General features: G+C 72.7%; 23 protein-coding genes. 19 read left to right on the top strand and 4 right to left on the bottom strand.

Annotated elements, in window-relative coordinates; translation table 11 throughout:
* Positions 1–44 precede the first annotated feature (44 nt).
* From BM093_RS24025 to BM093_RS23990, 10 genes are all read left to right on the top strand, one after another.
* The gene (locus BM093_RS24025) at positions 45–464 is read left to right on the top strand and encodes a hypothetical protein (protein WP_245773757.1); all 420 of its coding nucleotides are present in this window, start codon (positions 45–47) and stop codon (positions 462–464) included.
* A 209-nt stretch (positions 465–673) separates the two neighbouring features.
* Positions 674–2,137, top strand: a complete 1,464-nt coding sequence (tig, locus tag BM093_RS24020; RefSeq protein ID WP_093349836.1) for a trigger factor — start codon at positions 674–676, stop codon at positions 2,135–2,137.
* A 300-nt stretch (positions 2,138–2,437) separates the two neighbouring features.
* Positions 2,438–3,034 carry a ClpP family protease gene (locus BM093_RS24015; RefSeq protein WP_093349964.1) on the top strand — a complete coding sequence of 199 codons (597 nt, stop codon included), beginning with the start codon at positions 2,438–2,440 and terminating at the stop codon, positions 3,032–3,034.
* Positions 3,034–3,723, top strand: a complete 690-nt coding sequence (locus tag BM093_RS24010; protein WP_093349831.1) for an ATP-dependent Clp protease proteolytic subunit — start codon at positions 3,034–3,036, stop codon at positions 3,721–3,723. Before BM093_RS24015 ends, BM093_RS24010 begins: the two co-directional genes overlap by 1 nt.
* Before the next feature lie 207 nt (positions 3,724–3,930).
* Positions 3,931–5,220: an ATP-dependent Clp protease ATP-binding subunit ClpX gene (clpX, locus tag BM093_RS24005; RefSeq protein WP_093349825.1), complete on the top strand. Its 1,290-nt coding sequence runs from the start codon at positions 3,931–3,933 to the stop codon at positions 5,218–5,220.
* Positions 5,221–5,371: 151 nt separating this feature from the next.
* Positions 5,372–6,778 carry an OFA family MFS transporter gene (locus BM093_RS24000; protein WP_093349820.1) on the top strand — a complete coding sequence of 469 codons (1,407 nt, stop codon included), beginning with the start codon at positions 5,372–5,374 and terminating at the stop codon, positions 6,776–6,778.
* Positions 6,775–6,918: an MFS transporter small subunit gene (locus BM093_RS36130; protein ID WP_177238666.1), complete on the top strand. Its 144-nt coding sequence runs from the start codon at positions 6,775–6,777 to the stop codon at positions 6,916–6,918. The genes BM093_RS24000 and BM093_RS36130 overlap by 4 nt, the downstream gene beginning before the upstream one ends.
* A 54-nt stretch (positions 6,919–6,972) precedes the next feature.
* Complete coding sequence (locus BM093_RS23995; RefSeq protein ID WP_093349815.1) at positions 6,973–8,577, top strand: alkaline phosphatase D family protein; 1,605 nt, start codon at positions 6,973–6,975, stop codon at positions 8,575–8,577.
* Positions 8,578–8,764: 187 nt separating this feature from the next.
* Entirely contained in the window at positions 8,765–9,370 is a 606-nt protein-coding gene (locus BM093_RS35290; protein ID WP_177238665.1) for a type 1 glutamine amidotransferase, read from the top strand.
* A complete protein-coding gene (locus BM093_RS23990; RefSeq protein WP_093349810.1) occupies positions 9,367–9,660 on the top strand; it encodes a hypothetical protein in 294 nt (97 codons plus the stop codon). The genes BM093_RS35290 and BM093_RS23990 overlap by 4 nt, the downstream gene beginning before the upstream one ends.
* Positions 9,661–9,863: 203 nt before the next feature.
* Here BM093_RS23990 and BM093_RS23985 read toward each other — a convergent pair whose 3' ends face one another.
* The 3 genes from BM093_RS23985 to BM093_RS23975 form a co-directional block, all read right to left on the bottom strand.
* Entirely contained in the window at positions 9,864–10,865 is a 1,002-nt protein-coding gene (locus tag BM093_RS23985; protein ID WP_245773756.1) for a family 43 glycosylhydrolase, read from the bottom strand.
* A gap of 96 nt (positions 10,866–10,961) precedes the next feature.
* Positions 10,962–12,416 (bottom strand): MFS transporter, encoded by a 1,455-nt coding sequence (locus BM093_RS23980; RefSeq protein ID WP_093349799.1) that lies wholly within the window; start codon positions 12,414–12,416, stop codon positions 10,962–10,964.
* A gap of 138 nt (positions 12,417–12,554) precedes the next feature.
* On the bottom strand, positions 12,555–12,977 hold the full coding sequence (locus BM093_RS23975) for a PPOX class F420-dependent oxidoreductase (protein WP_093349794.1): 423 nt from the start codon (positions 12,975–12,977) through the stop codon (positions 12,555–12,557).
* A gap of 615 nt (positions 12,978–13,592) precedes the next feature.
* On the opposite strand from BM093_RS23975, the gene BM093_RS23965 reads away from it, so the two are divergent.
* From BM093_RS23965 to BM093_RS23930, 8 genes are all read left to right on the top strand, one after another.
* The gene (locus BM093_RS23965; protein ID WP_093349784.1) at positions 13,593–16,229 is read left to right on the top strand and encodes a valine--tRNA ligase; all 2,637 of its coding nucleotides are present in this window, start codon (positions 13,593–13,595) and stop codon (positions 16,227–16,229) included.
* A gap of 4 nt (positions 16,230–16,233) precedes the next feature.
* Complete coding sequence (locus BM093_RS23960; RefSeq protein WP_093349779.1) at positions 16,234–17,988, top strand: bifunctional folylpolyglutamate synthase/dihydrofolate synthase; 1,755 nt, start codon at positions 16,234–16,236, stop codon at positions 17,986–17,988.
* A complete protein-coding gene (locus BM093_RS23955; protein WP_093349775.1) occupies positions 17,985–18,401 on the top strand; it encodes a DUF4233 domain-containing protein in 417 nt (138 codons plus the stop codon). Before BM093_RS23960 ends, BM093_RS23955 begins: the two co-directional genes overlap by 4 nt.
* 52 nt (positions 18,402–18,453) lie before the next feature.
* Positions 18,454–18,864, top strand: a complete 411-nt coding sequence (gene ndk / locus BM093_RS23950; protein ID WP_093349770.1) for a nucleoside-diphosphate kinase — start codon at positions 18,454–18,456, stop codon at positions 18,862–18,864.
* Complete coding sequence (locus BM093_RS23945) at positions 18,861–19,382, top strand: GNAT family N-acetyltransferase (protein ID WP_093349764.1); 522 nt, start codon at positions 18,861–18,863, stop codon at positions 19,380–19,382. Before ndk ends, BM093_RS23945 begins: the two co-directional genes overlap by 4 nt.
* 79 nt (positions 19,383–19,461) lie before the next feature.
* Positions 19,462–20,238, top strand: coding sequence for a hypothetical protein (locus BM093_RS23940; protein WP_093349960.1), 777 nt, complete (start codon positions 19,462–19,464; stop codon positions 20,236–20,238).
* Positions 20,239–20,318: 80 nt separating this feature from the next.
* Complete coding sequence (gene dapA, locus BM093_RS23935) at positions 20,319–21,197, top strand: 4-hydroxy-tetrahydrodipicolinate synthase (RefSeq protein WP_093349758.1); 879 nt, start codon at positions 20,319–20,321, stop codon at positions 21,195–21,197.
* A gap of 70 nt (positions 21,198–21,267) precedes the next feature.
* On the top strand, positions 21,268–21,714 hold the full coding sequence (locus BM093_RS23930) for a hypothetical protein (RefSeq protein WP_093349754.1): 447 nt from the start codon (positions 21,268–21,270) through the stop codon (positions 21,712–21,714).
* Positions 21,715–21,741: 27 nt separating this feature from the next.
* On the opposite strand, the gene BM093_RS23925 is transcribed toward BM093_RS23930, so the two are convergent.
* Positions 21,742–22,578, bottom strand: a complete 837-nt coding sequence (locus BM093_RS23925) for a MerR family transcriptional regulator (protein ID WP_177238664.1) — start codon at positions 22,576–22,578, stop codon at positions 21,742–21,744.
* An 87-nt stretch (positions 22,579–22,665) separates the two neighbouring features.
* Here BM093_RS23925 and BM093_RS23920 point away from each other — a divergent pair, with 87 nt between their 5' ends.
* Positions 22,666–23,712: a ferredoxin reductase gene (locus BM093_RS23920; RefSeq protein ID WP_093349744.1), complete on the top strand. Its 1,047-nt coding sequence runs from the start codon at positions 22,666–22,668 to the stop codon at positions 23,710–23,712.
* Positions 23,713–23,902: the final 190 nt, after the last annotated feature.

Raw genomic sequence — 23,902 nt, 5'->3', positions numbered from 1 at the left:
TGCGGCGCCACCGCCGGTGGCGCGCCAGGCCCTACGCTGGCGCGGTGACCGAGGAGGCCGGTGCGGCGACCGAGGAGACCGCTCCGCGCGCGGAGCAGGCGGAGCAGGCGGAGCGGGCGGAGCGGGCGCCGGGTGCGCACGGAGTACCGGGCCCGGACGGAGCAGCCGGGCCGGAGGACGTCGCCGCCGCCGTGCTCGAGCATCCGTCGGTACTGCGGCTCGACGGCGGCCCGTTCGGTTCCATCGCCTCCTATCTCCCGGGCCGGCGCGTCGCGGGGGTGCGGCTGGGGGACCCGGTGGAGATCGCCGTCGTCGTCTCGCTGGGCCCGCCGTTCGCGCAGATCGCCGACGGGATCGCCGCCCGCGTCCGTGCCGTCCTCGGCGACGGGTCGCGTCCGGTCGAGGTCACCGTGGCCGACGTGGGCGGTCTCGAGGATCCCCCGCCCGGTGCCGTTGCGCCGTGACGAACGCCCGGCCCGAGATGCCGGGAGTGGCCTCGCCTAGACTCGCGCGAGCCCCCGCCGTCGCAGCGGCACGTCCGCGTGCCCGTGGGCCGGGAGGGGACGCCCGGTGCGATCCCGGGGTCACCGCCGGATCCGTCCGGGGGCCGGAGAACAGACGGGCCGCGCGCAGCGGCCCCGTACAGAAGCCCGTACCGGCAAGGAGTTCCACCGTGAAGAGCACCGTCGAGCACCTCAGCCCGACGCGCGTCCGAATCAACGTCGAGGTGCCGTTCGACGAGCTCAAGCCCGACTTCGACCGCGCGTACAAGAAGATCGCCCAGCAGGTCCGCATCCCCGGGTTCCGCCCGGGCAAGGCGCCGGCCCGCATCCTCGAGGCCCGCATCGGCCGCGGCCCGGTCCTGGACGAGGTCGTCAACAACGCGATCCCGGCCAAGTACCAGGAGGCCGTGGTCTCCTCCGAGGACGTCAAGCCGATCAGCCAGCCGGACATCGAGGTCACCGAGATCGCCGACGGCGAGCGCCTCGCGTTCACCGCCGAGGTCGACGTCCGGCCGGAGATCGAGCTGCCCGAGCTCGAGGGCCTGGCCGTCGAGGTCGACGAGACCGAGGTGACCGAGGAGCAGGTCACCGAGCAGCTCGACCAGCTGCGGGCCCGCTTCGGCACCCTGTCCGGCGTCGAGCGCGCCGCGCAGACCGGCGACTTCGTCCAGATCGACCTCTCCGCCGCGGTCGACGGCAAGGAGATCGAGGAGGCGACCACCACCGGCTTCTCCTACGAGGTCGGCCAGGGCGGTCTCATCGACGGCATCGACGAGGCCCTCGAGGGCATGTCCGCCGACGAGGAGAAGACCTTCACCTCGAAGCTGGTCGCCGGTGAGTACGCCGAGCGGGATGCCGAGATCACCGTCAAGGTGACCGCGGTCAAGGAGCGCCACCTGCCCGACGCCGACGACGAGTTCGCCCAGCTCGCGTCGGAGTTCGACACGCTCGAGGAGCTGCAGGAGAACCTGCGCGAGCGTCTCGGCCAGTCCAAGCGCATGGAGCAGGCCACGCAGGCCCGCGACCGGCTGCTCGACAAGCTCGTCGAGGGTGCCGAGGTCCCGCTGCCGGAGAGCGTCGTGCAGGGCGAGGTCGACAACCGGCTGCACGACGCGGTGCACGCCTTCGACCACGACGAGGAGCGCTTCGCCGAGTTCCTCGCCGCGCAGGACAAGACCCGCGAGCAGTTCGACACCGAGTCGCGGGAGGAGGCCGAGAAGGCCGTCCGTTACCGCCTGGTGCTCGACGCGCTGGCGGACCGCGAGGAGATCTCGGTCAACGACCAGGAGCTCACCGAGCGGATCCTCTACCAGGCCCAGCAGTACGGCATGGCGCCCGAGCAGTTCGTCCAGCAGATCCAGCAGGCCGGTCAGATCCCGGCGATCTACCAGGACGTCCGCCGCTCCAAGGCGCTGATCAACGCCGTGCGTTCGGTGTCGGTCACCCTGCCCGGCGGGGAGGCCGTCGACCTCTCGGACCTGCTGGGCCCGGAGGACGACGCCGAGGCCGACGAGGCCCCCGACACCGTGGAGGGCGAGGTGACCGGCGAGTCGGCTGAGTCCACCGAGTCGGCCGAGTCCGGTGCGGACACGGCCGACAGCACCGAGGGCACCGCCGCCGACGCCAAGGCCTGACCTGGCTGTTCGCCCGCGCCGGCAGCGCACCGGCACGCCGTGTGGTGCGCTGTCGGCGAACATCGGGCGTCGTTCCCTACGCGGGCCTCCCGGCCCGCGTAGGGTCGGACCCGAACCGGCCCCCAGGGGTCGAGAACGGGTTCGCAAGACCCGACACCGGAGAACCGAGAGCGATCCAGAGGAAGACTTTCTCCGCCCGTCCGGCGCCCCCGCACCGGGTAGGGCGGAGACTTCGGAAAGCAGGGTGAAGTGAGCCAGCAGGACATCGGCCCGCTCGCGGGCCGCGACGCCGGGCCGCAGATGCGGTCCGGGATCAGCGCGATGTCGCTGTCCGACTCGGTGTACGAGCGGCTGCTCCAGCAGCGGATCATCGTGCTCGGCCAGCAGGTGGACTCGGAGATCTCGAACCGGATCGCGGCACAGATGCTGCTGCTCGCGGCCGAGGACCCCGAGTCGGACATCCAGCTCTACATCAACTCGCCGGGCGGTTCGGTGAACGACGGCATGGCCGTCTACGACACCATGAACCTCATCCCGTGCGACGTCGCGACGACCGCGATGGGGCTGGCCGCCTCGATGGGGCAGTTCCTGCTCTCCGCGGGTACCCCCGGCAAGCGCAGCGCGCTGCCGCACGCGCGGATCATGATGCACCAGCCGTCCGGCGGCATCGGCGGCACCGAGGCCGACATCACGATCCTCGCCGACCAGCTGCGCAAGACGAAGCGGGAGATGGCCGAGCTCATCGCCCAGCACACCGGCCAGTCGCTCGAGACGATCGAGCGTGACTCCGACCGTGACCGCTGGTTCACGGCCGAGGAGGCCAAGGAGTACGGCTTCGTCGACCACGTCGTGACGCATGCCGGCCGGGTGACCGGCTCGCAGAACGGGAGCGCCTGATGAGCACCTTCGATCCGCGCCACCCCGAGTCGGTCGCCGATCTGCGCGGCCCCGGCGGCTACGCGCCGGACCCGGCCCGCGCCCGCTACGTGCTGCCGTCCTACATCGAGCGCACGAGCTACGGGGTCAAGGAGTCCAACCCGTACAACAAGCTCTTCGAGGAGCGCATCATCTTCCTCGGTGAGCAGATCAACGACGTCTCGGCGAACGACACCATGGCCCAGCTGCTGGTGCTCGAGTCGCTGGACCCCGACCGCGAGATCTCGCTGTACATCAACTCGCCGGGTGGGTCGTTCACGTCGCTGATGGCGATCTACGACACGATGCAGTTCATCCGCCCCGACATCCAGACCGTCTGCCTCGGGCAGGCGGCGTCGGCCGCGGCCGTGCTGCTCTGCGCGGGCAGCCCGGGCCGGCGGATGGCGGTCGAGAACGCCCGCATCCTGATCCACCAGCCGGCCACCGAGGGTGTCTACGGCCAGGCCTCCGACCTGGAGATCCAGGCCACCGAGATCTCCCGCATCCGGCGCCGGATGGAGGAGGTCATCGCCCGGCACTCCAACCGCACGCCGGAGCAGGTGCACGACGACATCGACCGGGACAAGATCCTCACGGCCGAGGAGGCCAAGGAGTACGGCCTGGTCGACGAGATCGTGCAGAGCCGCAAGCTGTCCGCCACGGGCAGGTAACGACATCCCGGGTCACCGGAGCCGGGGGACGGCACCGGTGACCGCCCGCCGACCCGCCGCCGAAATCGGCTCGTCTTCGGAGTCCCGGCGGCGGGTCCGGGCAGGTACCGTCGTCCCCGGAGGCCACGCGGTCCCTGCGGACCGGTCGCTCCGGGAGACGACGGGCACGACGCGAGAACGCCGGACCAGGACTGGGGATCGACACCAATGGCACGCATCGGCGACGGCGGGGACCTGCTCAAGTGTTCGTTCTGCGGGAAGAGCCAGAAGCAGGTCAAGAAGCTCATCGCCGGCCCCGGCGTCTACATCTGCGACGAGTGCATCGATCTCTGCAACGAGATCATCGAGGAGGAGCTGGCCGAGGCCGGTGAGGTCAAGCTCGACGAGCTCCCCAAGCCCGCCGAGATCCACGACTTCCTCGACCAGTACGTCATCGGCCAGCCCGACACCAAGCGCACCCTGTCGGTGGCCGTCTACAACCACTACAAGCGCATCCAGGCGGGGGAGCGGAGCCGGGCCGCGGGCGGCGACGGCGGCGACCACATCGAGATCGCCAAGTCCAACATCCTCATGCTCGGCCCCACCGGGTGCGGCAAGACCTACCTCGCGCAGACCCTCGCGAAGCTGCTCAACGTCCCGTTCGCCATCGCGGACGCCACCGCCCTGACCGAGGCCGGCTACGTCGGCGAGGACGTCGAGAACATCCTGCTGAAGCTGATCCAGGCCGCGGACTACGACGTCAAGCGCGCCGAGACCGGCATCATCTACATCGACGAGGTCGACAAGATCGCACGGAAGTCGGAGAACCCCTCGATCACGCGGGACGTCTCCGGCGAGGGTGTGCAGCAGGCGCTGCTGAAGATCCTCGAGGGGACGACGGCGAGCGTCCCGCCGCAGGGCGGTCGCAAGCACCCGCACCAGGAGTTCATCCAGATCGACACGACGAACGTGCTGTTCATCGTGGCGGGCGCGTTCGCCGGGCTGGAACGGATCATCGGGGAGCGGGTCGGCAAGTCCGGCATCGGCTTCGGCGCCGACATCCGGTCCAAGAAGGAGATGGACCCGGCGGAGAGCTTCGCCGAGACCCTCCCCGAGGACCTGATCAAGTTCGGCCTGATCCCGGAGTTCATCGGCCGGCTGCCGATCGTGGCCTCGGTGACCTCGCTGGACAAGGACGCCTTGGTCAAGATCCTCACCGAGCCGCGCAACGCCCTGGTGAAGCAGTACCGCAAGCTGTTCGAGATGGACGGCGTGGAACTCGACTTCGCCGAGGACGCCCTGGAGGCGGTCGCGGACCAGGCCATCCTGCGCGGCACCGGTGCCCGTGGCCTGCGGGCGATCATGGAGGAGGTACTCCTCCCGGTCATGTACGACATCCCGAGCCGGGACGACGTGGCCAAGGTCGTCGTCACCGCGCAGACGGTGCGCGACAACGTCAACCCGACGATCGTCCCGCGCCAGCCCGCGCGCCGCGAGCGGCGCGACCGCTCCGCCTGAGTACCGCGCCACGGGGGCGACCGACCCCCACCGGCTCGACGCCGGCTCACCCGACGGGTGGGCCGGCGTCGTCATTTCGTGATCTTTCCCGAATTGCGTTGCTCCGTCCGGCTACTTAGCGTTGCGCCGTCAACGATCGACGGAGGGCACGATGGCGGGATTCCTGACGAGAGAGCGGATCGTCGCGCCGCCCGGGTGGAGCCGCTGGCTCGTCCCGCCGGCTGCGCTGTCGATCCACCTGGCCATCGGTCAGGCCTACGCCTGGAGCGCGTTCAAGTCGCCCCTGGCCGACGGCCTGGGGCTCTCCGGGGTCGCGACGGCGCTGCCGTTCACGCTCGCGATCATCATGCTCGGGCTGTCCTCGGCGCTGTTCGGCACGAAGGTGGACACCAACGGCCCCCGCTGGGCGATGGTCGTGGCGACGTCCTGCTTCGTCTCCGGCTTCCTGATCTCCGCGGTCGGCCTCTACCTGGGCTGGTACTGGCTGGTCGTGTTCGGGTACGGCTTCGTCGGCGGCATCGGGCTGGGTGTCGGCTACATCTCGCCGGTCTCGACGCTGATCAAGTGGTTCCCGGACCGGCCCGGCCTGTCCACCGGTCTGGCGATCATGGGATTCGGCGGTGGCGCGCTGATCGCCTCGCCGCTGACGGCGTCGCTGCTCTCGACGTTCGGTGCCTCCGGTGACGACCCGTCGGTGGTCGGCATCGGCAACACGTTCCTGGCGATGGGCCTGATCTACCTGGTCTTCATGTCGGTCGGCTGGCTGCTGATCCGGGTGCCCGCCGAGGGCTGGACACCGCCCGGGTGGGACCCGGCGACGGCGAGCCGGGCCGGCACGCTCCCGGCGGGCCAGGTCTCGGCGAACACGGCGCTGCGGACCCCGCAGTTCTGGCTGCTGTGGGTGGTGCTCACGTTCAACGTCACGGCCGGCATCGGCATCCTCGAACGGGCCAACCCGATCTTCCAGGACTTCTTCCGGGACTCCACGCCGGCCGAGATGCTCGCCGGCGCGGCGGTCGGTTTCGTGTCGATCCTGTCGCTGGCCAACTCCGCCGGCCGGCTCGCCTGGTCGTCGCTGTCGGACGTGCTCGGCCGCAAGAACATGTACCGGATCTACCTCGGCGTCGGCGCGTTGCTCTACCTGCTCCTGACGCTGGTGCCGAACCAGAGCCGGGCGCTGTTCCTGGTCGCGTCGATCCTGATCCTGTCCTTCTACGGGGCCGGGTTCGCCACCGTGCCCGCCTACCTGCGGGACCTGTTCGGCACCTACCAGGTGGGCGCGATCCACGGGCGGCTGCTGACCGCGTGGTCCACCGCGGGCGTGCTCGGCCCGCTGATCGTCAACGCGATCGCCGACGCCCGGATCCAGGCGGGGGTGGAGGGACCGGCCCGCTACACCACCGCGTTCTCGATCATGATCGTGCTGCTGGTGATCGCGTTCGTCTGCAACGAGCTGATCCGGCCGGTGCATCCGAGATTCCACCAGCCCGCGGACCGCGAGCCGGACGGCGCCGCCGCCGACCGCAGCACGACCGACGCGAAGGGAACCCAGTCATGAGCCCGCAGCAGGCGACCGGATCGGCGACGTGGGGCCCGCTGCAGTGGGTCGGCGCGGTGCTCGCATGGCTCTGGGTCGGGGTGCCGTTCGCCTACGGGCTCTACGAGCTGGTGCTGAAGATCCCGGCACTGTTCGGCTGACGCCGCTCACGAGCGGTTCATCCCCCATTCACCCGGACGGGCTACAACGGGTGGGTGATCCTCTCCCGTCGCTCCCTGTTCCGGGGCGCGGTCGCCGGCGGTCTCACCGCCGCGGCCGGGCTCGCCCTCCCGACCGGCGCCACGGCGGGGCCCGCGCTGGTCCGCTCCGGCCGGCCGGTGCTCACCCACGGCGTGCAGTCCGGGGACGTGCGACCCGGCTCCGGCCTGGTGTGGGTGCGGGCCGACCGGCCGTCGCGGATGGTCGTCGAAGTCGCTGAAGTCGCTGAGGTCGCCGAATTCACTGATGGCGCCGAGGTTCCCGGAGCGTCCGGGGCCTCCGGTGCCGCGTTCCGCGACGCCCGCCGCATCCCGGGTCCCGTGCTGACCCCGGAGACCGACCTCACCGGGCGGCTCCGGGTCCCGGCCGGGTGCGGGCGGGTGCACTACCGGGTCGTCGCCGAGGACCTCGACACCGGTGTCGCGAGCGAGCCGTCGACCGGGTCGTTCCGGGCCGTACCCGGCCCCGGCGAGCCGGTGCGGATCCAGTGGTCCGGCGACGTCGTCGGCCAGGGCTGGGGGATCGACCGGGCGCACGGTGGCATGCGGATCTTCTCCGCGATGGCGGCGCGGGAACCGGACCTGTTCCTGCACTGCGGTGACACCGTCTACGCCGACGGTCCGCTGGAGGAGACGGTCACGCTCCCCGACGGCCGGGTCTGGCGCAACGAGATGACCCCGGAGAAGGCGGCGGTCGCCCAGACCCTCGCCGAGTTCCGCGGGCAGTTCGCCTACAACCTGCGCGACGAGCACCTGCGCCGGTTCGCGGCCCGCACCGCCCAGGTCGTGCAGTGGGACGACCACGAGGTCACCAACAACTGGTACCCGGGCGAGGTCCTCACCGGCGAGGCCGGGGAGCCCTACACCGAGAAGCGGGTCGACGTGCTCGCCGCACGCGGGTTCCGCGCGTTCCACGAGTGGCAGCCGCTGGACCCCCGCGCCGCCGTCGACGGGCGGGTGTACCGGCGGATGCCGTTCGGCCCGCACGTCGAGGTGTTCGTCCTCGACATGCGCAGCCACCGCGGTCGCAACACCGGCAACGACGGCGCACCGGAGCCGATCCTCGGCGAGGCGCAGGCCCGCTGGCTGGTCGACGCGCTGGCGTCGTCCCGGGCGACCTGGAAGATCGTCCAGTCGGACATGCCGCTCGGGGTCCTCGTCCCGGACGGCGACACCGCCTGGGAGGCGGTCGCCAACGGGCGGCCCGGGCCGCCGCGCGGGCGCGAGTCGGAGATCGCCGGGGTGCTCGCGGGACTGCACCGGCGGTCGGTCCGCAACGTCGTCTGGGTGACCGCGGACGTGCACTACACCGCCGCGCACCACTACGCCCCGGAGCGGGCCGCGTTCGACGGCTTCGACCCGTTCTGGGAGTTCGTCTCCGGCCCGCTGCACGCGGGGGCGTTCGGGCCGAACGAGCTCGACCCGACGTTCGGCCCGCGCGCCGAGTTCGTCCGCGGCCCGGACCGCGACGGTGCCTCACCGTTGGAGGGGTTCCAGCACTTCGGGGAGCTCGACGTCGCCGCCGACGGGTCGGTACTCGACGTGCACCTGCGTGACCAGGACGGCGGGTCGCTGTGGAGCACGCGCCTGCACCGGGCCTGAACGGGCGAGGTCAGAGCAGCGGGCGCGGCGCGGGCCCGGCCATCCGGCCTGACCGACCCGCTGCCTCCACGATCGCATCGTCGTCCCAGCCGGTCAGATCGTCGTGCGGAGGCCGGACGACCTCCCGGACAGCGAGGCCGTCGTTCGGCGCGCCGGCCATCGAGTCGACGCGCTAGGTTCTCCGAGTGTGACCACGCGCCGAGCCCTGGTGATCGGCCACGATCATGTCGCAGGTCTGGGTCTGCTCGAATCCGCGCTACACAGCCACGACATCGACCTCCAATGGCTCACCGTGGTGCCGGCTGATCGTTTCGACACTCCGGACGTCGACGTTGCGTTCCCCGCCCCCGAGCCATGGGATCTGATCATCACTCTGGGCGCGCCCTGGCCCCGGGAGCGCATCCGCAACTGGGCCGGCACCGAAGCCGCCTTCCTGCGCTGCGCGCACGAGGGCGGGGTCCCGATTCTGGCGATCTGCTTCGGTGCCCAACTGCTCGCCGAGACTCTCGGCGGCACAACCCGCCCTCTCGGCCGCTCACGGATCGGCTGGCACGACATCCGCCCCACCACTGGCAGTGGCATCCCGGCCGGGCCCTGGTTCTGCTGGAACTCCGACCAGATCGTCCCACCCCGCGACGCGGTCGTCCTGGCAACGAGCAACGAGCCGCTATCTCGTGGTGATCCTCGGCGAGGCCGCCGACGGCCGCGAGTTCGTCGTCACCGCCCGCGATATGACCGACAGCGAACGCCGGTCCTTCCTCCGGCGCACCACCTAGGAGGTCACCCGTCATGAAGCCCGAGGAGCTCGAACGACTCCGTCAGCACTACGACCACACCGACCTCAGCGGCAGCATCGACCGCGCCGGACTCGACACCGACGTCGACCCGAACCCGATGGTCACCACCTCGCTGCGGCTGCCCAAGGACGTCCTGGACTGGGTCCGCGAGCAGGCCGAGGACCAGCACACCAAGCCCACCGCGCTGATCCGGCAGTGGATCGAGGAGCGCCGCGGCCAGACCCGGGACCTCGAAGCCCGCCTGTCCCGCCTCGAGCAGGCCGTGTTCGACCGAGCCGCAGACTGAGGTCGGCGCCGGGTGGTGGGAGCCCGGCACGCGTGGAGGGACAGCACGACCGGTTCCGGGATCCTCCGCCGATCGAGTCTGCGTTCTTCGGCCGGCCGACCGGGTCGGGCTGACCTGGCGTCCGGCGGGTCCAGGTCCGGTCCGGCAGGGTCTCGGTCTCGTTCTGGCCGCGGCCGGGGTTTCGGTGAAGCGTGGCCGCCCGGTCAGATCAGCGGGCGCGGCGCGGGTCCGGCCAGGGTCGGGGTGATCCGGCCGAACCGGCCCTCCGGGGTGATCGGCAGCCGGTCGAGGGTCACCTCGCGGTGCGTGCCGTCGCCGTCGGGGATTGCGAACCGGTGGTAGGCGTAGTACCACTCGTCGGTGCCGGGGATCCGCAGCGGTGACCCGTGCCCGGGCCCGCGCACGCCCTGGTCGAGGTCCTTCTCCAGGATCACGCCGTGGTTGGTGAAGGGCCCGGCCGGCCCCGGGGCCGTCGCGTACCCGACCCGGTAGTCCTCGGAGCGGAAGTCACCGATCGACCAGGTGACGTGCCAGGTGTCCGCGCGCCGGTCCACGTGCAGGCCCTCGCCGAAGCCGTCCAGACCGGACAGCACCTGCACCTTCTTCGGGTCGAACGAGACCATGTCCGGGTTCAGCGGGACCATCTGCGCCTGGGCGTTGCCCCAGTACAGGTAGCGGGTGCCGTCCGGCCCGGTGACGACGGCCGGGTCGATCGCGGCCCCCTTCCCGCCCGGGTTCTCGGCGACCAGCGGCCGCCCGATGTCGCGGAACGGGCCGGTCGGGGAGTCGGCGACCGCGACGCCGATCTTCTCCTCCGCGGTGAAGTACAGGTACCAGCGCCCGTCCTTCTCGGTGATCTCCGGGGCCCACGCCAGGCTGTCCGCCCAGCTCACGTCCGTGCGCAGGTTCAGGACCTCCCCGCGGGGCCGCCAGTGGACCAGGTCCGTCGACGACCAGGCGGTGAACGACGCGTCGGCGGCACCCTCGCCGTCGGTGGTCGGGTAGAGCCAGTAGGTCCCGTCCCGCACGATGATCGACGGATCGGCGTAGTGGCCGTCCACGGCCCGGCCGCCGACCGGGCGGGTGGGCGCGTCCGCGGGGGCCGCGTCCGCCGGGGCGGGCAACAGCGTGACGGCGGCGAGCGCGAGGACGACGGTGGTGACGGCGGCGAGCACGGCCGGTACGGGCTGGCGGGTTCGCGACACGGCCGCACCGTGGGGGAGCGGCCCGCGCCGCGGTGGGCGGCGCGCCCCGCTCCGCCGCGGGTTCACCCGGCCGGACGACCCGCGGCGGGCGGCGGGTCAGGCCGGCGCGCAGGCCTGCTCCGGAGCGGGTGTGCAGGCCGCCACCGGGTCGGCCGGCCCGTGCCCGCCCGTGACCGCGGGCCCGGCTGCGCCCGGCCGGACAGCGGGTGCCGGCGTCCCGGCATCACCCGCCGCCAGGAAGGCCGCCGACAGCCGCCGGTACGGGCGGGACGCCAGCGCCGCCAGCGTCGCGACCAGCCCGACCGCCCCGGTGATCACGAAGACCAGCGCGATCGCGCGATCGGTTCCGGTGCCGAACCAGCCGCCGACCGCGCGGGCCCCGGCGCCACCGTCGCTCATGAACGGCACCACGAACAGTTCGGTCAGCGGGGCCAGCAGGAACGCCGTCAGGGGTGAGGCCGCCTGCTCCACGCTCTGCGCGAACCCGAACACCCGGCCCTGCCGCTCGTAGGGCACCACACGCTGCAGCACGGTCTGCTCGGCGGCCTCCGCGAACGGCATCAGCAGCATGAACACCGCCATCCCGACGGTCAGGAGCACGATCGAGGCCTGCAGGGGGAACAGCATCGTCGTCGCCCACAGCGTCGCGTTGACCAGCAGCAGCGTCCGCACCGGACGCGCCCCGAGCCCGGTGCGGGCGACCACCAGCCCGCCGATGATCACTCCGGCCGACAGTGCGCCCCACAACAGACCCCAGGCCTGGACCGAGACCATCGACAGGCCGTACGGGTCCATCAGCGCCATGAACACCCCGCCGAGCAGGTTGTTCAGGCAGGTGAACACGATCAGCGCGGGCAGCCCCGGGACCGAGCGGACCACTCGCAGCGTCCCGCGCAGGTCGATCCCGCCGGGCGTCGCCGGGACGGGTCGCGCGCCGGGCACCGGGACCCGCCACAGGTGCACGAGCGCACCCGCCAGGACGACCACCGCGAGCACCAGCACCGAGCGCATGCCGTCGTAGGCCACGAGCAGGCCGGACAGCACCGACGTCACCAGGAACGACACCCCGGTCGCGGTCCCGGCCAGGCCGTTCGCCCGGTCCCGGACGCCGGCCGGGACCAGCAGCGTCACCAGCGTCGGCAGCGCGATCGTCCGCAGGTTCCCGGTGATCACGCCGAGCAGCAGCGCCACGACGAAGCTCCACAGCAGCGGGCTCGCCGGGTCGCGGAAGGACTCCGCCGGCGTCGCCGCGTGGAACGCCAGGCACACCGCGTAGAACACCAGCGACACCGCCGCCGACGCCTGCAGCACCGCCTTCTTGCCGAACCGGTCCACGATGCTGCCGAACCAGATCCCGGTCAGCGAGGTCGCCGCCAGGAAGATCCCGGCGATCAGCCCGGTCGCCATGACCGACCCGGTCTCGACGAACACCCAGAACGTGACCGCGAACCAGACCGTGAAGTTCACGACCGACACGGTCAGCGTGCTCACCAGCAGGTGCGCGAAGGTCCGCTGCGTGCCGTGCCGCAGGTCCAGCCGCGTGGTGCTCATGTCCTCACCCGTCCTCTCCGAGCATGAGACCGGAGCGCACCCCGGAACTCATCGATCCGATCCGGGGCCGGACGATTCAGGCTGAAGTCAGGTTCAGGTCAAGGGGCCCGGAGCCGCCTGCTCACGGGGCGGCTGCGCTCAGGCCGTCATGTCGAGGGACGCGACGACCTTCGTCGGCCGGATCCGGACGACCAGCTCACCGGGCACGCCGTTGCGCCGCCCGAACTCCTCGGCGCGGTCGGCGCCCATGTAGCGGCCGCCGATCGCAGTGGCGGTCCGCAGCAGCTCGGCCGGGTCCTCGCCGGCCTCCGCGACGCCCTGGACCTGCACGAACGCGTACGGCGGTGCCGCCAGGTCCGCGGTCAGGACCACCCGCGGGTCGCGGACGATCGCGCGTCCCTTGGCGGTGTCGGCCCCGGTGTTGAACACGATCGTCCCGTCCTCGACGAGGAACCAGACCGGGGCGACCAGCGGGCGGCCGTCGCGTGCGGTCCAGCCCAGCATCCCGGTACGGGTGCCGTGGTTGAGGAACTCGACGACCTCGGGGCTGAGGGGGCTCATGGCCGCGAGCGTAGGGCGCCGGTGTCGCCGGCACCGTGCCAGGATCGGTGGCGTGAGGGACGGACCCGGGGTCGGCGCGGTACTCGGCCGGCAGGCCGACGGGGTCTCGTGCGGGCCCTCGGTGCTGGTGGTGGCGGCCGCGCTGACCGGGTCCGGGTGGCCGGGCCCGGCCGCGGACCGGTTCGCCTCGGCCCAGCGCACGGCCCACCGGCAGGCGAACCGGTTCTGGCCCCGCGCACTCGGCACGACGCCGTGGGGCATGCGGGCGTGGTTGCACCGGCACGCGCCCGCCGCGGGCCGGTTCCGGATCCGGCCGGCCACGGCGGCGGCCCGCGCGGCGGTGGCCGCGGCGGGACACCCGGTGCCGCTGCTCGTGGGGTCGCGGTGGCTGCCGCGGCACTGGGTGCTGGTCACCGGCACCACCGGTGACGGCCGGTGGCGGGTCTACGAACCGGGCTCCGGGCGGGTGCACGCGTTCCGGGCCCGGCCTTGGGACGACGGCTCCGCGGCCCGCGCGCTCGGGCGGCCCCGCCCCTGGTGCGTCCTGCTCCCCGCACGCCGATCCGGCCGCCGGGGGCCCGGAATCGCGTCGGTGCCGACTCGTAGACTTGACATGTGACCGAGACCCTGCCATCGCGTACTGCCGACCTGCCCGCCAAGTGGAACCCGGGCGAGGTAGAGGGCGCGATGTACCGCCGCTGGGTCGAGCGCGGGTACTTCCGGGCCGACCCGGCGTCGGACCGGCCCGCCTTCTGCATCGTCATCCCGCCGCCGAACGTCACCGGCAGCCTGCACCTCGGGCACGCGATGGACCACACGCTCATCGACGTCCTGACCCGGCGGCGCCGGATGCAGGGCCACGACGCGCTGTGGCTGCCCGGCATGGACCACGCCGGCATCGCGACCCAGTCGGTCGTCGAGCGGCGGATGGCGGCCGCCGGCGAGCCGGACCGGCACGCGATCGGCCGCGAGGCGTTCGTCGAGAAGGTCTGGGAGTGGAAGGCCGAGTCGGGCGGCACGATCCTCGGCCAGATGGAGCGCCTCGGCGACGGCGTCGACTGGTCCCGCGAGCGTTTCACCCTCGACCAGGGCCTGTCCCGCGCCGTGTCGACGGTCTTCAAGCGGATGTACGACGACGGGCTGATCTACCGGGCGGAGCGCCTGGTCAACTGGTCCCCGGCGCTGCGCTCGGCGATCTCGGACATCGAGGTCGACCACGCCGAGGTCGAGGGCGAGCTCGTCTCCATGCGCTACGGGGACGGGGACGCCTCCGTCGTCGTGGCCACCACCCGGATCGAGACGATGCTCGGCGACACCGCGGTCGCGGTGCACCCCGGCGACGAGCGCTACCGCCACCTGGTCGGCACCGAGATCGAGATGCCGATCACCGGCCGGCGGATCCCGGTCGTCGCCGACGACTATGTCGACCCCGAGTTCGGCTCCGGCGCCGTCAAGATCACCCCGGCGCACGACCCGAACGACTTCGAGGTCGGCAGGCGCCACGACCTGCCGATGCCGACGATCATGGACGAGACCGGCGTCATCGCCGGGTCCGGCACCCGGTTCGACGGCATGGACCGGTTCGAGGCGCGCGCGGCGATCCGCGAGGAGCTGCGCGAGCAGGGCCGGATCGTCGCCGAGAAGCGGCCGTACGTGCACTCGGTCGGGCACTGCTCGCGCACCGGGGTGCCGATCGAGCCGCGGCTGAGCCTGCAGTGGTTCGTCCGGGTCGAGCCGCTCGCGCGCTCGGCGGGCGACGCGGTCCGCGAGGGCCGCACCGTGCTGCACCCGAAGGAGCAGGAGAAGCGCTTCTTCGACTGGGTCGACAACATGCACGACTGGACGATCAGCCGCCAGCTGTGGTGGGGGCACCGGATCCCGGTCTGGTACGGGCCCGCCGGCGAGGTCGTCTGCGTCGGGCCGGACGAGGAGCCGCCCGCCGGCGAGGGCTGGTGGCAGGACACCGACGTCCTCGACACCTGGTTCTCGTCGGGGCTGTGGCCGTTCTCCACGCTCGGCTGGCCGGAGGAGACGCCGGACCTGGCGAAGTACTACCCGAACTCGGTGCTGGTCACCGGCTACGACATCCTCTTCTTCTGGGTCGTCCGGATGATGATGTTCGGGACGTACGCGATGGGGGAGACCCCGTTCCGGGACGTCTACCTGCACGGGCTCATCCGCGACGAGCACGGCAAGAAGATGTCGAAGTCCAAGGGCAACGTCATCGACCCGCTGGACCTGATGGACGCCTACGGGGCCGACGCGCTGCGGTTCACCATCGCCCGCGGGTCCAACCCGGGTACCGACATGTCGCTGTCGGAGGAGTGGGTCGCCGGGTCCCGGAACTTCACCACGAAGCTCTGGAACATCACCCGGTTCGCCCTGTCGAAGGGTGCGGACCCGACCGCGCCGCTGCCCGCCGAGGCGGACCGCACCGATGCCGACCGCTGGATCCTGGGCCGGCTCACCGAGGTCCGCGAGCAGACCGACGAGCTGCTCGAGGCCTACCAGTTCGCGAAGGCGACCGAGGGGCTCTACCACTTCGCGTGGGACGAGCTGGCCGACTGGTACGTCGAGCTGTGCAAGACCCAGCTCGACGAGGCGGCGACCGCGGACGGCACCCGCGCCGTGCTGGGGCACGTCCTCGACGCGCTGCTGCGGATGCTGCACCCGATCACGCCGTTCATCACCGAGGCGCTGTGGACGGCGCTGACCGGCCGGGAGACCGTCGTGACGGCCACGTGGCCGACCGCGCAGGACGCGGGCGCACCGGTCGACGCGGCCGCGTCCGCGCGGGTGACCGACGTCCAGAAGGTGATCACCGAGGTCCGCCGGTTCCGCACCGAGCAGGGGCTGCCCGACCGCAAGTCGGTCGCGGCCCGGCTCACCGGGCTCGCCGATGCCGGCCTGGCGGCCCACGAGCCGGCGCTGCGGTTCCTCAACCGTCTCGACGCCGCCGGCACCGACTTCGCGGCCACCGCCACGTTCGAGGTCACCACCGCGGGCGGCCCGGTCACCGTCGAGCTCGACACCTCCGGGGCGATCGACGTCGCCGCCGAACGGGCCCGGCTGGGCAAGGACCTCGCCGCCGCCGAGAAGGAACGCGACCAGGCGGACAAGAAGCTCACCAACCCCAAGTTCACCGAGAAGGCGCCGGCCGACGTCGTCGACGGGATCCGCGCCCGGCACGCGACGGCGCTGGCCGACATCGAGCGGATCGGCGCGCGGCTGGCCGCACTGCCGGAGGCCTGAGCACGTGACACCCAGCGACGACCGGTCCGGCGACGACCGGCACGGCTACGACCAGTTCGACGAGGAGGACTCGCCGACCTACGGCGGCGACCGCTGGGCCGAGGGCGGGTTCGGTGAGCCGGACGGTTTCGATGAGTCGGGCGAGGACGCTTCCGCCGAGGGCGACGGCCGCGACGGCAGTGACACCGACGGCAGTGACACCGACGGCAGTGACACCGACGGCCGGGGCGGCGACGACAGCGACAACGACAACGATGGCGAGGGCGATGAGGACCGCTCCGACGCGGCCGCCCGGGACGAGGCCGGGGAGGTGGTGGAGAAGGACGCCCAGGAGGCGGTCATCGCGGCCGTGCTGGACGAGATCCGCGGTGGCGACACCCCGGACGTCGTGCCGGCCCAGTCCACCGTCGCCGGGTACGCCGAGTTCCTGGCCGTCGACGCGGCGCTGGACCGGCGCTGGCCCGAGTCGGTCATCGAGCCGTCCCTGGAGCGGATGCAGGCCCTCTGCGACGCTCTCGGCGACCCGCAGCGCGGCTACCCTGTGGTGCACCTGACCGGCACGAACGGCAAGACGTCGACGTCCCGGATGATCGACGCACTGCTCACCGAGGTGGGCCTGCGCACCGGCCGCTACACCAGCCCGCACCTGCAGCGCGCCACCGAGCGGATCAACCTCGACAACCGCCCGGTGACCCCCGAGCGCTACGTCGCGGCCTACCGCGAGGTGGAGCCGGTGGTCGAGCTGGTCGACGCGCAGCGCGGCGACCAGCCGGAGCTGTCGAAGTTCGAGGTGCTCACCGCGATGGCGTTCGCGTCGTTCTCCGACGCCCCGGTCGAGGCCGCGGTCATCGAGGTCGGGCTCGGCGGTCGGTGGGACGCCACGAACGTCGCGGACGCCGACGTGGCCGTGATCCTGCCGATCGGCGTGGACCATGCCGAGTACCTCGGCGACGACGTGCTCGGCATCGCCCGGGAGAAGGCCGGGATCATCAAGGAGGGCTCGGTCGCCGTGCTCGCCGCCCAGGACAAGAACGTCGCCGAGGTGCTGATCGAGCGGTGCGCCGAGGTCGGTGCCCAGGTCGCGCGGGAGGGCGCCGAGTTCGGCGTCCGGGAGCGCGAGCTGGCCGTGGGCGGCCAGCGCCTCGACCTGCAGGGGCTCTCGGGCCGCTACGACGAGATCTTCCTGCCGCTCCACGGGGAGCACCAGGCGTCGAACGCGGCCGTCGCACTCGCCACGGCCGAGGCGCTGGTCGGCGCGGGCACCGCGCAGCCGCTCGACCCGGAGGCCGTGCGGGCCGCGTTCGCCTCGGTCCGCTCGCCGGGAAGGCTGGAACCGGTGCAGGGCGGGCCGGACACCCCGACCGTGCTGATCGACGCCGCGCACAACCCGGCCGGCGCCCGGGCCCTCGCCACGGCGCTCACCTCCGAGTTCCGGTTCACCCGGCTGGTCGGCGTGCTCGGTGTGCTGCAGGGCAAGGACGCCCGCGGCATCCTGGCCGGGCTGGAGCCGGTGCTGCACGAGGTCGTCGTGACCGGCACCTCCTCGCCCCGGGCCCTGGACCCCGACGAGCTCGGCGCGATCGCCACCGAGGTGTTCGGGTCCGACCGGGTCAGCGTCGAGCCGTCGCTGCAGGCCGCGATCGAGCAGGGCACCGAGATCGCCGAGGAGGCGGGCGGGTCCGGGGTCGGGGTCGTGGTCACCGGGTCCGTGGTGACCGCCGGTGAGGCGCGGTCGCTGTTCGGCAAGGAGCCGGAATGAGCGGCGCGGGCGGGATCGAGGGGGTGCCCGAGGGCGTCCGCCCGCCGCCGAAGGACCCGATGAAGGGCGCCCGCGGGGTGTTCGCCGCGACGCTGATCCTGGAAGCGATCGTCGTGCTGCTCGCGCTGCTGGTGCTGCCGGGGTCCGGCAGCGGCTCCACCGGCGCCGGCCTCGGCGTGATCATCGGGCTGGCCGCCGCGATGATCCTGGCCTCGGGCCTGCAGCGGCGGCCGTGGGGACTGACCGCCGCCCTGGGGCTGCAGGTGCTGCTGATCGTGGCGTCGCTGCTGTTCGTGCCGGCCCTGACGATCGTGGCGGTCGCCTTCGTGATCGTCTGGGCGGTCCTGGTGTGGATGCGCCGCGAGGTCGCGCGGCGGATGGCGGCGGGGACGCTGCCGTCGCAGCAGGAGTAGCGGTCGCCGACCGCTTCGGGGGCCGTCACACACCGTCGCTACCCTGGCGCGCGTGACTGAACGCACTCTCGTCCTCGTCAAGCCCGACGGGGTCCAGCGCAAGCTCGTCGGCGAGGTCGTCTCCCGGATCGAGCGCAAGGGCCTCGACATCGTCGCTCTCGATCTGCGCACCGTCGACCGCGAGCTGGCCACCCAGCACTACGCCGAGCACGACGGCAAGCCCTTCTTCGAGGAACTGATCTCCTTCATCACCTCCGGCCCGGTCCTCGCCGCGGTCGTCTCGGGCCCGCGCGCGATCGCCGCGTGGCGGCAGGTGGCCGGGGGCACCGACCCGGTGGAGAAGGCCACCCCGGGCAGCATCCGCGGCGACCTCGCGCTGGAGACCGGCTCGAACCTGGTGCACGGCTCGGACTCCCCGGAGTCGGCCGACCGGGAGATCAAGCTCTGGTTCCCGAACCTGTGACGGCGGGCGCCCCGGCCGCGCGCCGGGTCGTCGAGCCGCACCCCGGTGCCGCCGCCGCGCTCGGCGACCTCTGGATCGCCGTGACCGAGGCGGGCGGCGCCGTCGACTTCGTGCCCGGCTGGGACCCCGGCGAGATCCGGGACCTGGCCGTGGCCACGATCGACGAGGTCCGTGCCGGGGCCGCGCGCATGGTCGTCATCGGTGACCAGGTGGCCCCGGAGGGAACGGTGTTCCTGGTCCGGGGCAGCGGGATCGCCGCGCACCGGGCCGACGTGCAGCGCCTGATGGTCCGCCCCGACCGCCAGGGGCACGGCCTCGGCTCGGCGCTGCTCGAGGCGGCCGTCGAGCAGGGCCGGGAGATGGGCGTCGAGATGCTGACCCTCGGCGCCCGCGGCGGCACGCCGCTGCCCGCGTTCTACGCCGCGCGGGGCTTCGTCGAGTACGGCCGGCTCCCGCGCGGGGTGCGGCTCTCCGCCGAGGACGCGCGCGACGTCCACCTGTTCGTCCGTCCCCTGTGACCGGACCCGGCCCGGGCGGTGATCAGGTCGCCCGGTCTGCCGGATGGCAGCCTGCGCCGTTGCGCGCCACCATGTGTTCATGACGGTGCTCACCCCACGCCCCACCACCGCGGACCTGGTCCGCGGTGCCGTGGTGGCCGTGCTCGCGATCGGGCAGGTGCTGGTCTCGGCACTCGGCGGATCGGAGATCGGCACGGTCGCCCGCTCCTACGACACGCCGCTGCTGGCGGCCGGGTGGGCGTTCTCGATCTGGGGCCTGATCTATCTGGGGTTCCTCGCCGCGGCCGGGTTCGCCCTGCTCCCCGCGCAGCGCGGACGGGAGATCCACCGGCGGGTCGGCTGGTGGCTGGCGGCCTCGGCCGTGCTCAACCCGCTGTGGATCCTGGCGTTCTCGCACCGCGCCGTGGTCGTGGCCGAGCTCGTGCTGGTCGCGCTGGTCGTCGTGCTGGCGGTGGCGTACACCCGGCTGGCCCGTGAGGCGGCGCAGGGCTGGACCGAGCGGATCGCCTTCCGGCTGCCGGTCGCGCTCTACCTGGGCTGGTCGTCGGCGGCGCTGGTGCTGGGGCTGATGGCGGCCGGGGTCTCGGTGGGCCTGCCCGACGCGGGCGCCCTCCCACAGACCGCGGCGATCCTGTTGCTGATCGTCCTGACCGCCGCCGTGCTGTCGGTGATCGGGTCGACGGCCGGGTTCGCCGGGCTCGCGGCCGCAGTGGTGTGGGGACTCGCCGGCATCGCGGCCAACGACCGGCCGATCGCGGTCACGGTCGTCGCGGTCGCCGCCGCGGTCGTGGTCGCGGTGGCGGCCACCCGCCGCATCCTCCGGTCGGTCCAGCCGGCCCGGCTGGCGCTGGGCTGACCGGTATTACCCGGGGGCGGCGCCCGCCCCGCTTGCTACCGTCGGAGCTCCACGCGCAGCGGTACCAGGGGAGGGCCGGAATGATCACCGGAAGCATCGTCGCCATCGTGACCCCGATGCACGACGACGGCGAGGTCGACCACAAGGCCCTCGGCGAGCTCGTCGAACGCCAGATCGACGCGGGAACCTCGGCGATCGTCTCGGTCGGCACCACCGGTGAGTCCTCGACGCTGTCGGTGCTCGAGCACACCGAGGTGATGCGCCGGACCATCGAGGTCGCGAACGGCCGCGTGCCGGTGATCGCCGGGACCGGCGCCAACTCCACCGCCGAGGCGATCCACCTGACCCGGTCCGCCCGCGCGGCGGGCGCGGACGGTGCGCTGCTGGTCACCCCGTACTACAACAAGCCCCCGCAGGAGGGGCTGTACCAGCACTTCAAGCGGATCGCCGAGACCGTGGCGATCCCGCAGTACCTCTACAACGTGCCCGGCCGTACGGCGTGCGACCTGCTGCCGACGACCGTCGCCCGGCTCGCGGAGATCCCGAACATCGTCGGGCTCAAGGAGGCCAAGGGCGACCTGGACCGGGTCCGCGAGCTGGTCGCGCTGGGCCTGGAGGACTTCGCGCTCTACTCCGGTGACGACGGCACCGCCCGCGCCTCCATGTTGGCCGGGTTCCACGGCGACATCTCGGTGACCGCGAACGTCGCCCCGGAGCCGATGGCCCGGATGTGCAAGGCGGCGGTCGCGGGCGACGCCGAGACGGCGGCCGGGCTCGACGCCGACCTCGCCGGTCTGCACAACGCGCTGTTCTCCGAGCCGAACCCGATCCCGGTCAAGTGGGCCCTGGCCGAGCTGGGGCTGATGCCCGGCGGGATCCGGCTGCCGCTGGTGCCGCTGGACGAGTGGCACCACGAGGACGTCCGGGCCGCGATGCGCGCCGCGGGGCTGATGAGCTGAACCCCGCCCGCTACGGGTGGTTCGTCCGCTAATCTCCGATCCGTCCACGGGGGACGGCGGAGGGGCGGTCGTGCGCACGGTTCCGGGGGTACTGGTCGGTGTGGTCGGAGCGTGCGTGGCGGTCGCCCTGCTGGGTACCGGGTTCGGGATCACCCGCCAGGCGATGACGCGTTACGACCTGACGTTGATGCCGGTGGGCGCGCTGATGCTGCTGGCCGGTGGGGCGGTCGTCGGGGTCCTGGTCGGGCTGGCCCGGCGTTCCCGGTGGGTCCCCGGCGCGGCCGGGGCCGTGCTGCTCGTGGCAGGCGCCTACGCGCTGGTCGACCCCCTGTGGGCCTACGACCTCGGCCGCGGGGTCGGTGACCTGGTCGCGACCCAGCTGGCGACCGTGCTCGCCGGGGTGCTGCTGGCCGGCACCGTCGCGGCCGGGCGGCCACGGGACGGGCGGGAACCCGGCCCGGCGGCGCCGCACCCGTCCTGGGGCGCTCCGCCGCCGTCCGGGCCGATCGTGCACTGACCGGGCCGGCGGGCCACGGCGACGTGCTCAGCCGGAGGCTGTGCCGGTGCCGGTGCCGGTGCCGGTGTCGGTGTCGGTGCTGGTGCTGGTGCCGGTGTCGGAGGTCGGCCCCGCGCTGCTGGTCCGCACGTTGCGGACGATGTCGCGGCCGAAGGTGACGTCCACCCGTTCGGCGACGGCCAGCTCCAGCACCGCGATCATGACCTCGCCGGAGATCCGGCGCATCCGCTCGATCGTCTCGTAGACGCGGGGCCACTGGTCGTCCGGGCGTCCGGAGTCGTCGAACGGCTGCCAGATCTCACCGAGGAAGAGATCGACGTAGAGCTTCGCGACGGCGTCGGCGTGCTTGCGCAGCTGCTCGACGACGTCGAGCGAGCGGTTGATCGGGATGCCGAGGCCGGTCAGCTCCGCCGCCGCGTTCATCAGCCGCGGGCTGATCTCCTCGTAGGTGTCCTCGCCGACCTCGCGCAGCAGGCCCATCTTGACCCCCCGCTTGGCGAGGCCGGTGTCGGTCGTGCGGTAGCGCTCGGCCAGCTCGGCGAGCTGGACCATCTGCCGGTCCTCCGGTGCGAACAGTCCCCGCACGGTGCGGATGAACTGCACGACCTGTTCCGTGGACCCGCCCGTGGTGTCGAGCAGCTTCTTGACGGTGTCGAGCTTGACGCCCTCGTCCTGCAGGTCCTTGATCAGCTCGAGGCGCGCCGCGTGGCCGGGGCCGTAGTACCCGGTGCGGGCCCTGACCTGGGGCGGCGGCAGCAGCCCCCGGGACTGGTAGGCGCGGATGTTGCGCACGGTGACGCCGCTGGCCCGGGCCAGCTCGTCGATGGTCTGCCAGTCCTCCGGGTCGGAGCCCTCCTCCACCATGACACGACCGTAGCAGCCGAGCATGTGACACGAGATACCGTAGAGGCGAGCTTGCTATGTGACATCAAATTGTGCAGAGTTGATGTCATGTTCCGATCCGCCCCCTCGGGCCGGCGTCTGCTCGCCGCGGTGAGCAGGCTGACCACACCGTTGCTGCCCGAGGACTTCCTGACCCTGGTCGACCCGCTCTGGTCGACGACGTCGTTGCGCGGCCGCGTCGTCGCCCGGCGCCGGGAGACCGGCCGGGCCGTCTCGGTGACGATCGAACCGGGCCGCGGCTGGGCCGGGCACACGGCCGGGCAGTACGTCGGCGTGGGCATCGACGTCGACGGCGTCCGCTACCGCCGGAGCTACTCGCTGTCCGGTCCCGAGGGCACCGACCACCTGACCGTCACGGTCCAGGAGGTACCCGGCGGTGTGGTCTCCACCAAGCTCGTCCGGGACCTGCCGATCGGCACGGTGGTCGAGCTGGAGCAGGCCGGCGGCGACTTCACCCTCCCGGACCCGCTGCCCGCCAAGCTGCTGTTCGTCACCGCAGGCAGCGGGATCACGCCGGTCATGAGCATGCTGCGCACCCTGGACCGGCGGGGCACGATGCCCGACGCGGTGCTCGTCCACAGTGCGCGCACACCGGAGGACACGATCTTCGCGGCCGAGCTCGCCGGGCTCGCGGCCCGGCACCCGTCGCTGCGCGTGGTGCTGCGCCACACGTCGGTCACCGGCCGGCTCGACCCGGCGGCGGTCGACGAAACGGTGCCGGACCGGGCCGAGCGCACCGTGTACGCCTGCGGCCCCGCGGCACTGCTCGACGCCCTCGGTGATGCCTGGGAGGGGCTGCGCGCCGAGCGCTTCACCGCGCCGGCCCGGACCGCCGAGGGCACCGGCGGCACCGTCGACCTGGGCGGCGCCCCGCTGGAGGTGGGCCCCGGGCAGAGCCTGCTCGAGGCCGGCGAGGCCGCCGGGCGGGTCATGCCGAGCGGCTGCCGGATGGGCATCTGCTTCGGCTGCGTGCTGCCGCTGCGCGAGGGCCGGGTGCGCGACCTGCGCACCGGCGAGGCACACGGCGAGCCCGGCGACCTCGTCCAGACCTGCATCAACTCCGCCTGTGGTCCGGCCCGGATCGAGCTGCCCTGAGCGGCGGACGGCCGCACCCGGCCACACGGCCGACCGATACCCGTACCCCGGGGCCGCCCGGCCCCGTCCCGACCCCGAGGAGGTCCGCGTGACCGCAGTCGCCGACACCCCCGCCACCGGCCCCGCCGGCACTCTCGGCAGCGCCGACCCGGAGCCCGGCCCCGAGGAGACCGGCCGGGAGCAGCACCCG

This window comes from Pseudonocardia ammonioxydans, from assembly GCF_900115005.1.
In the GTDB taxonomy this organism is placed as follows: Bacteria; Actinomycetota; Actinomycetes; order Mycobacteriales; family Pseudonocardiaceae; genus Pseudonocardia; species Pseudonocardia ammonioxydans.
This window is presented reverse-complemented; position numbering and strand designations above follow the sequence as displayed.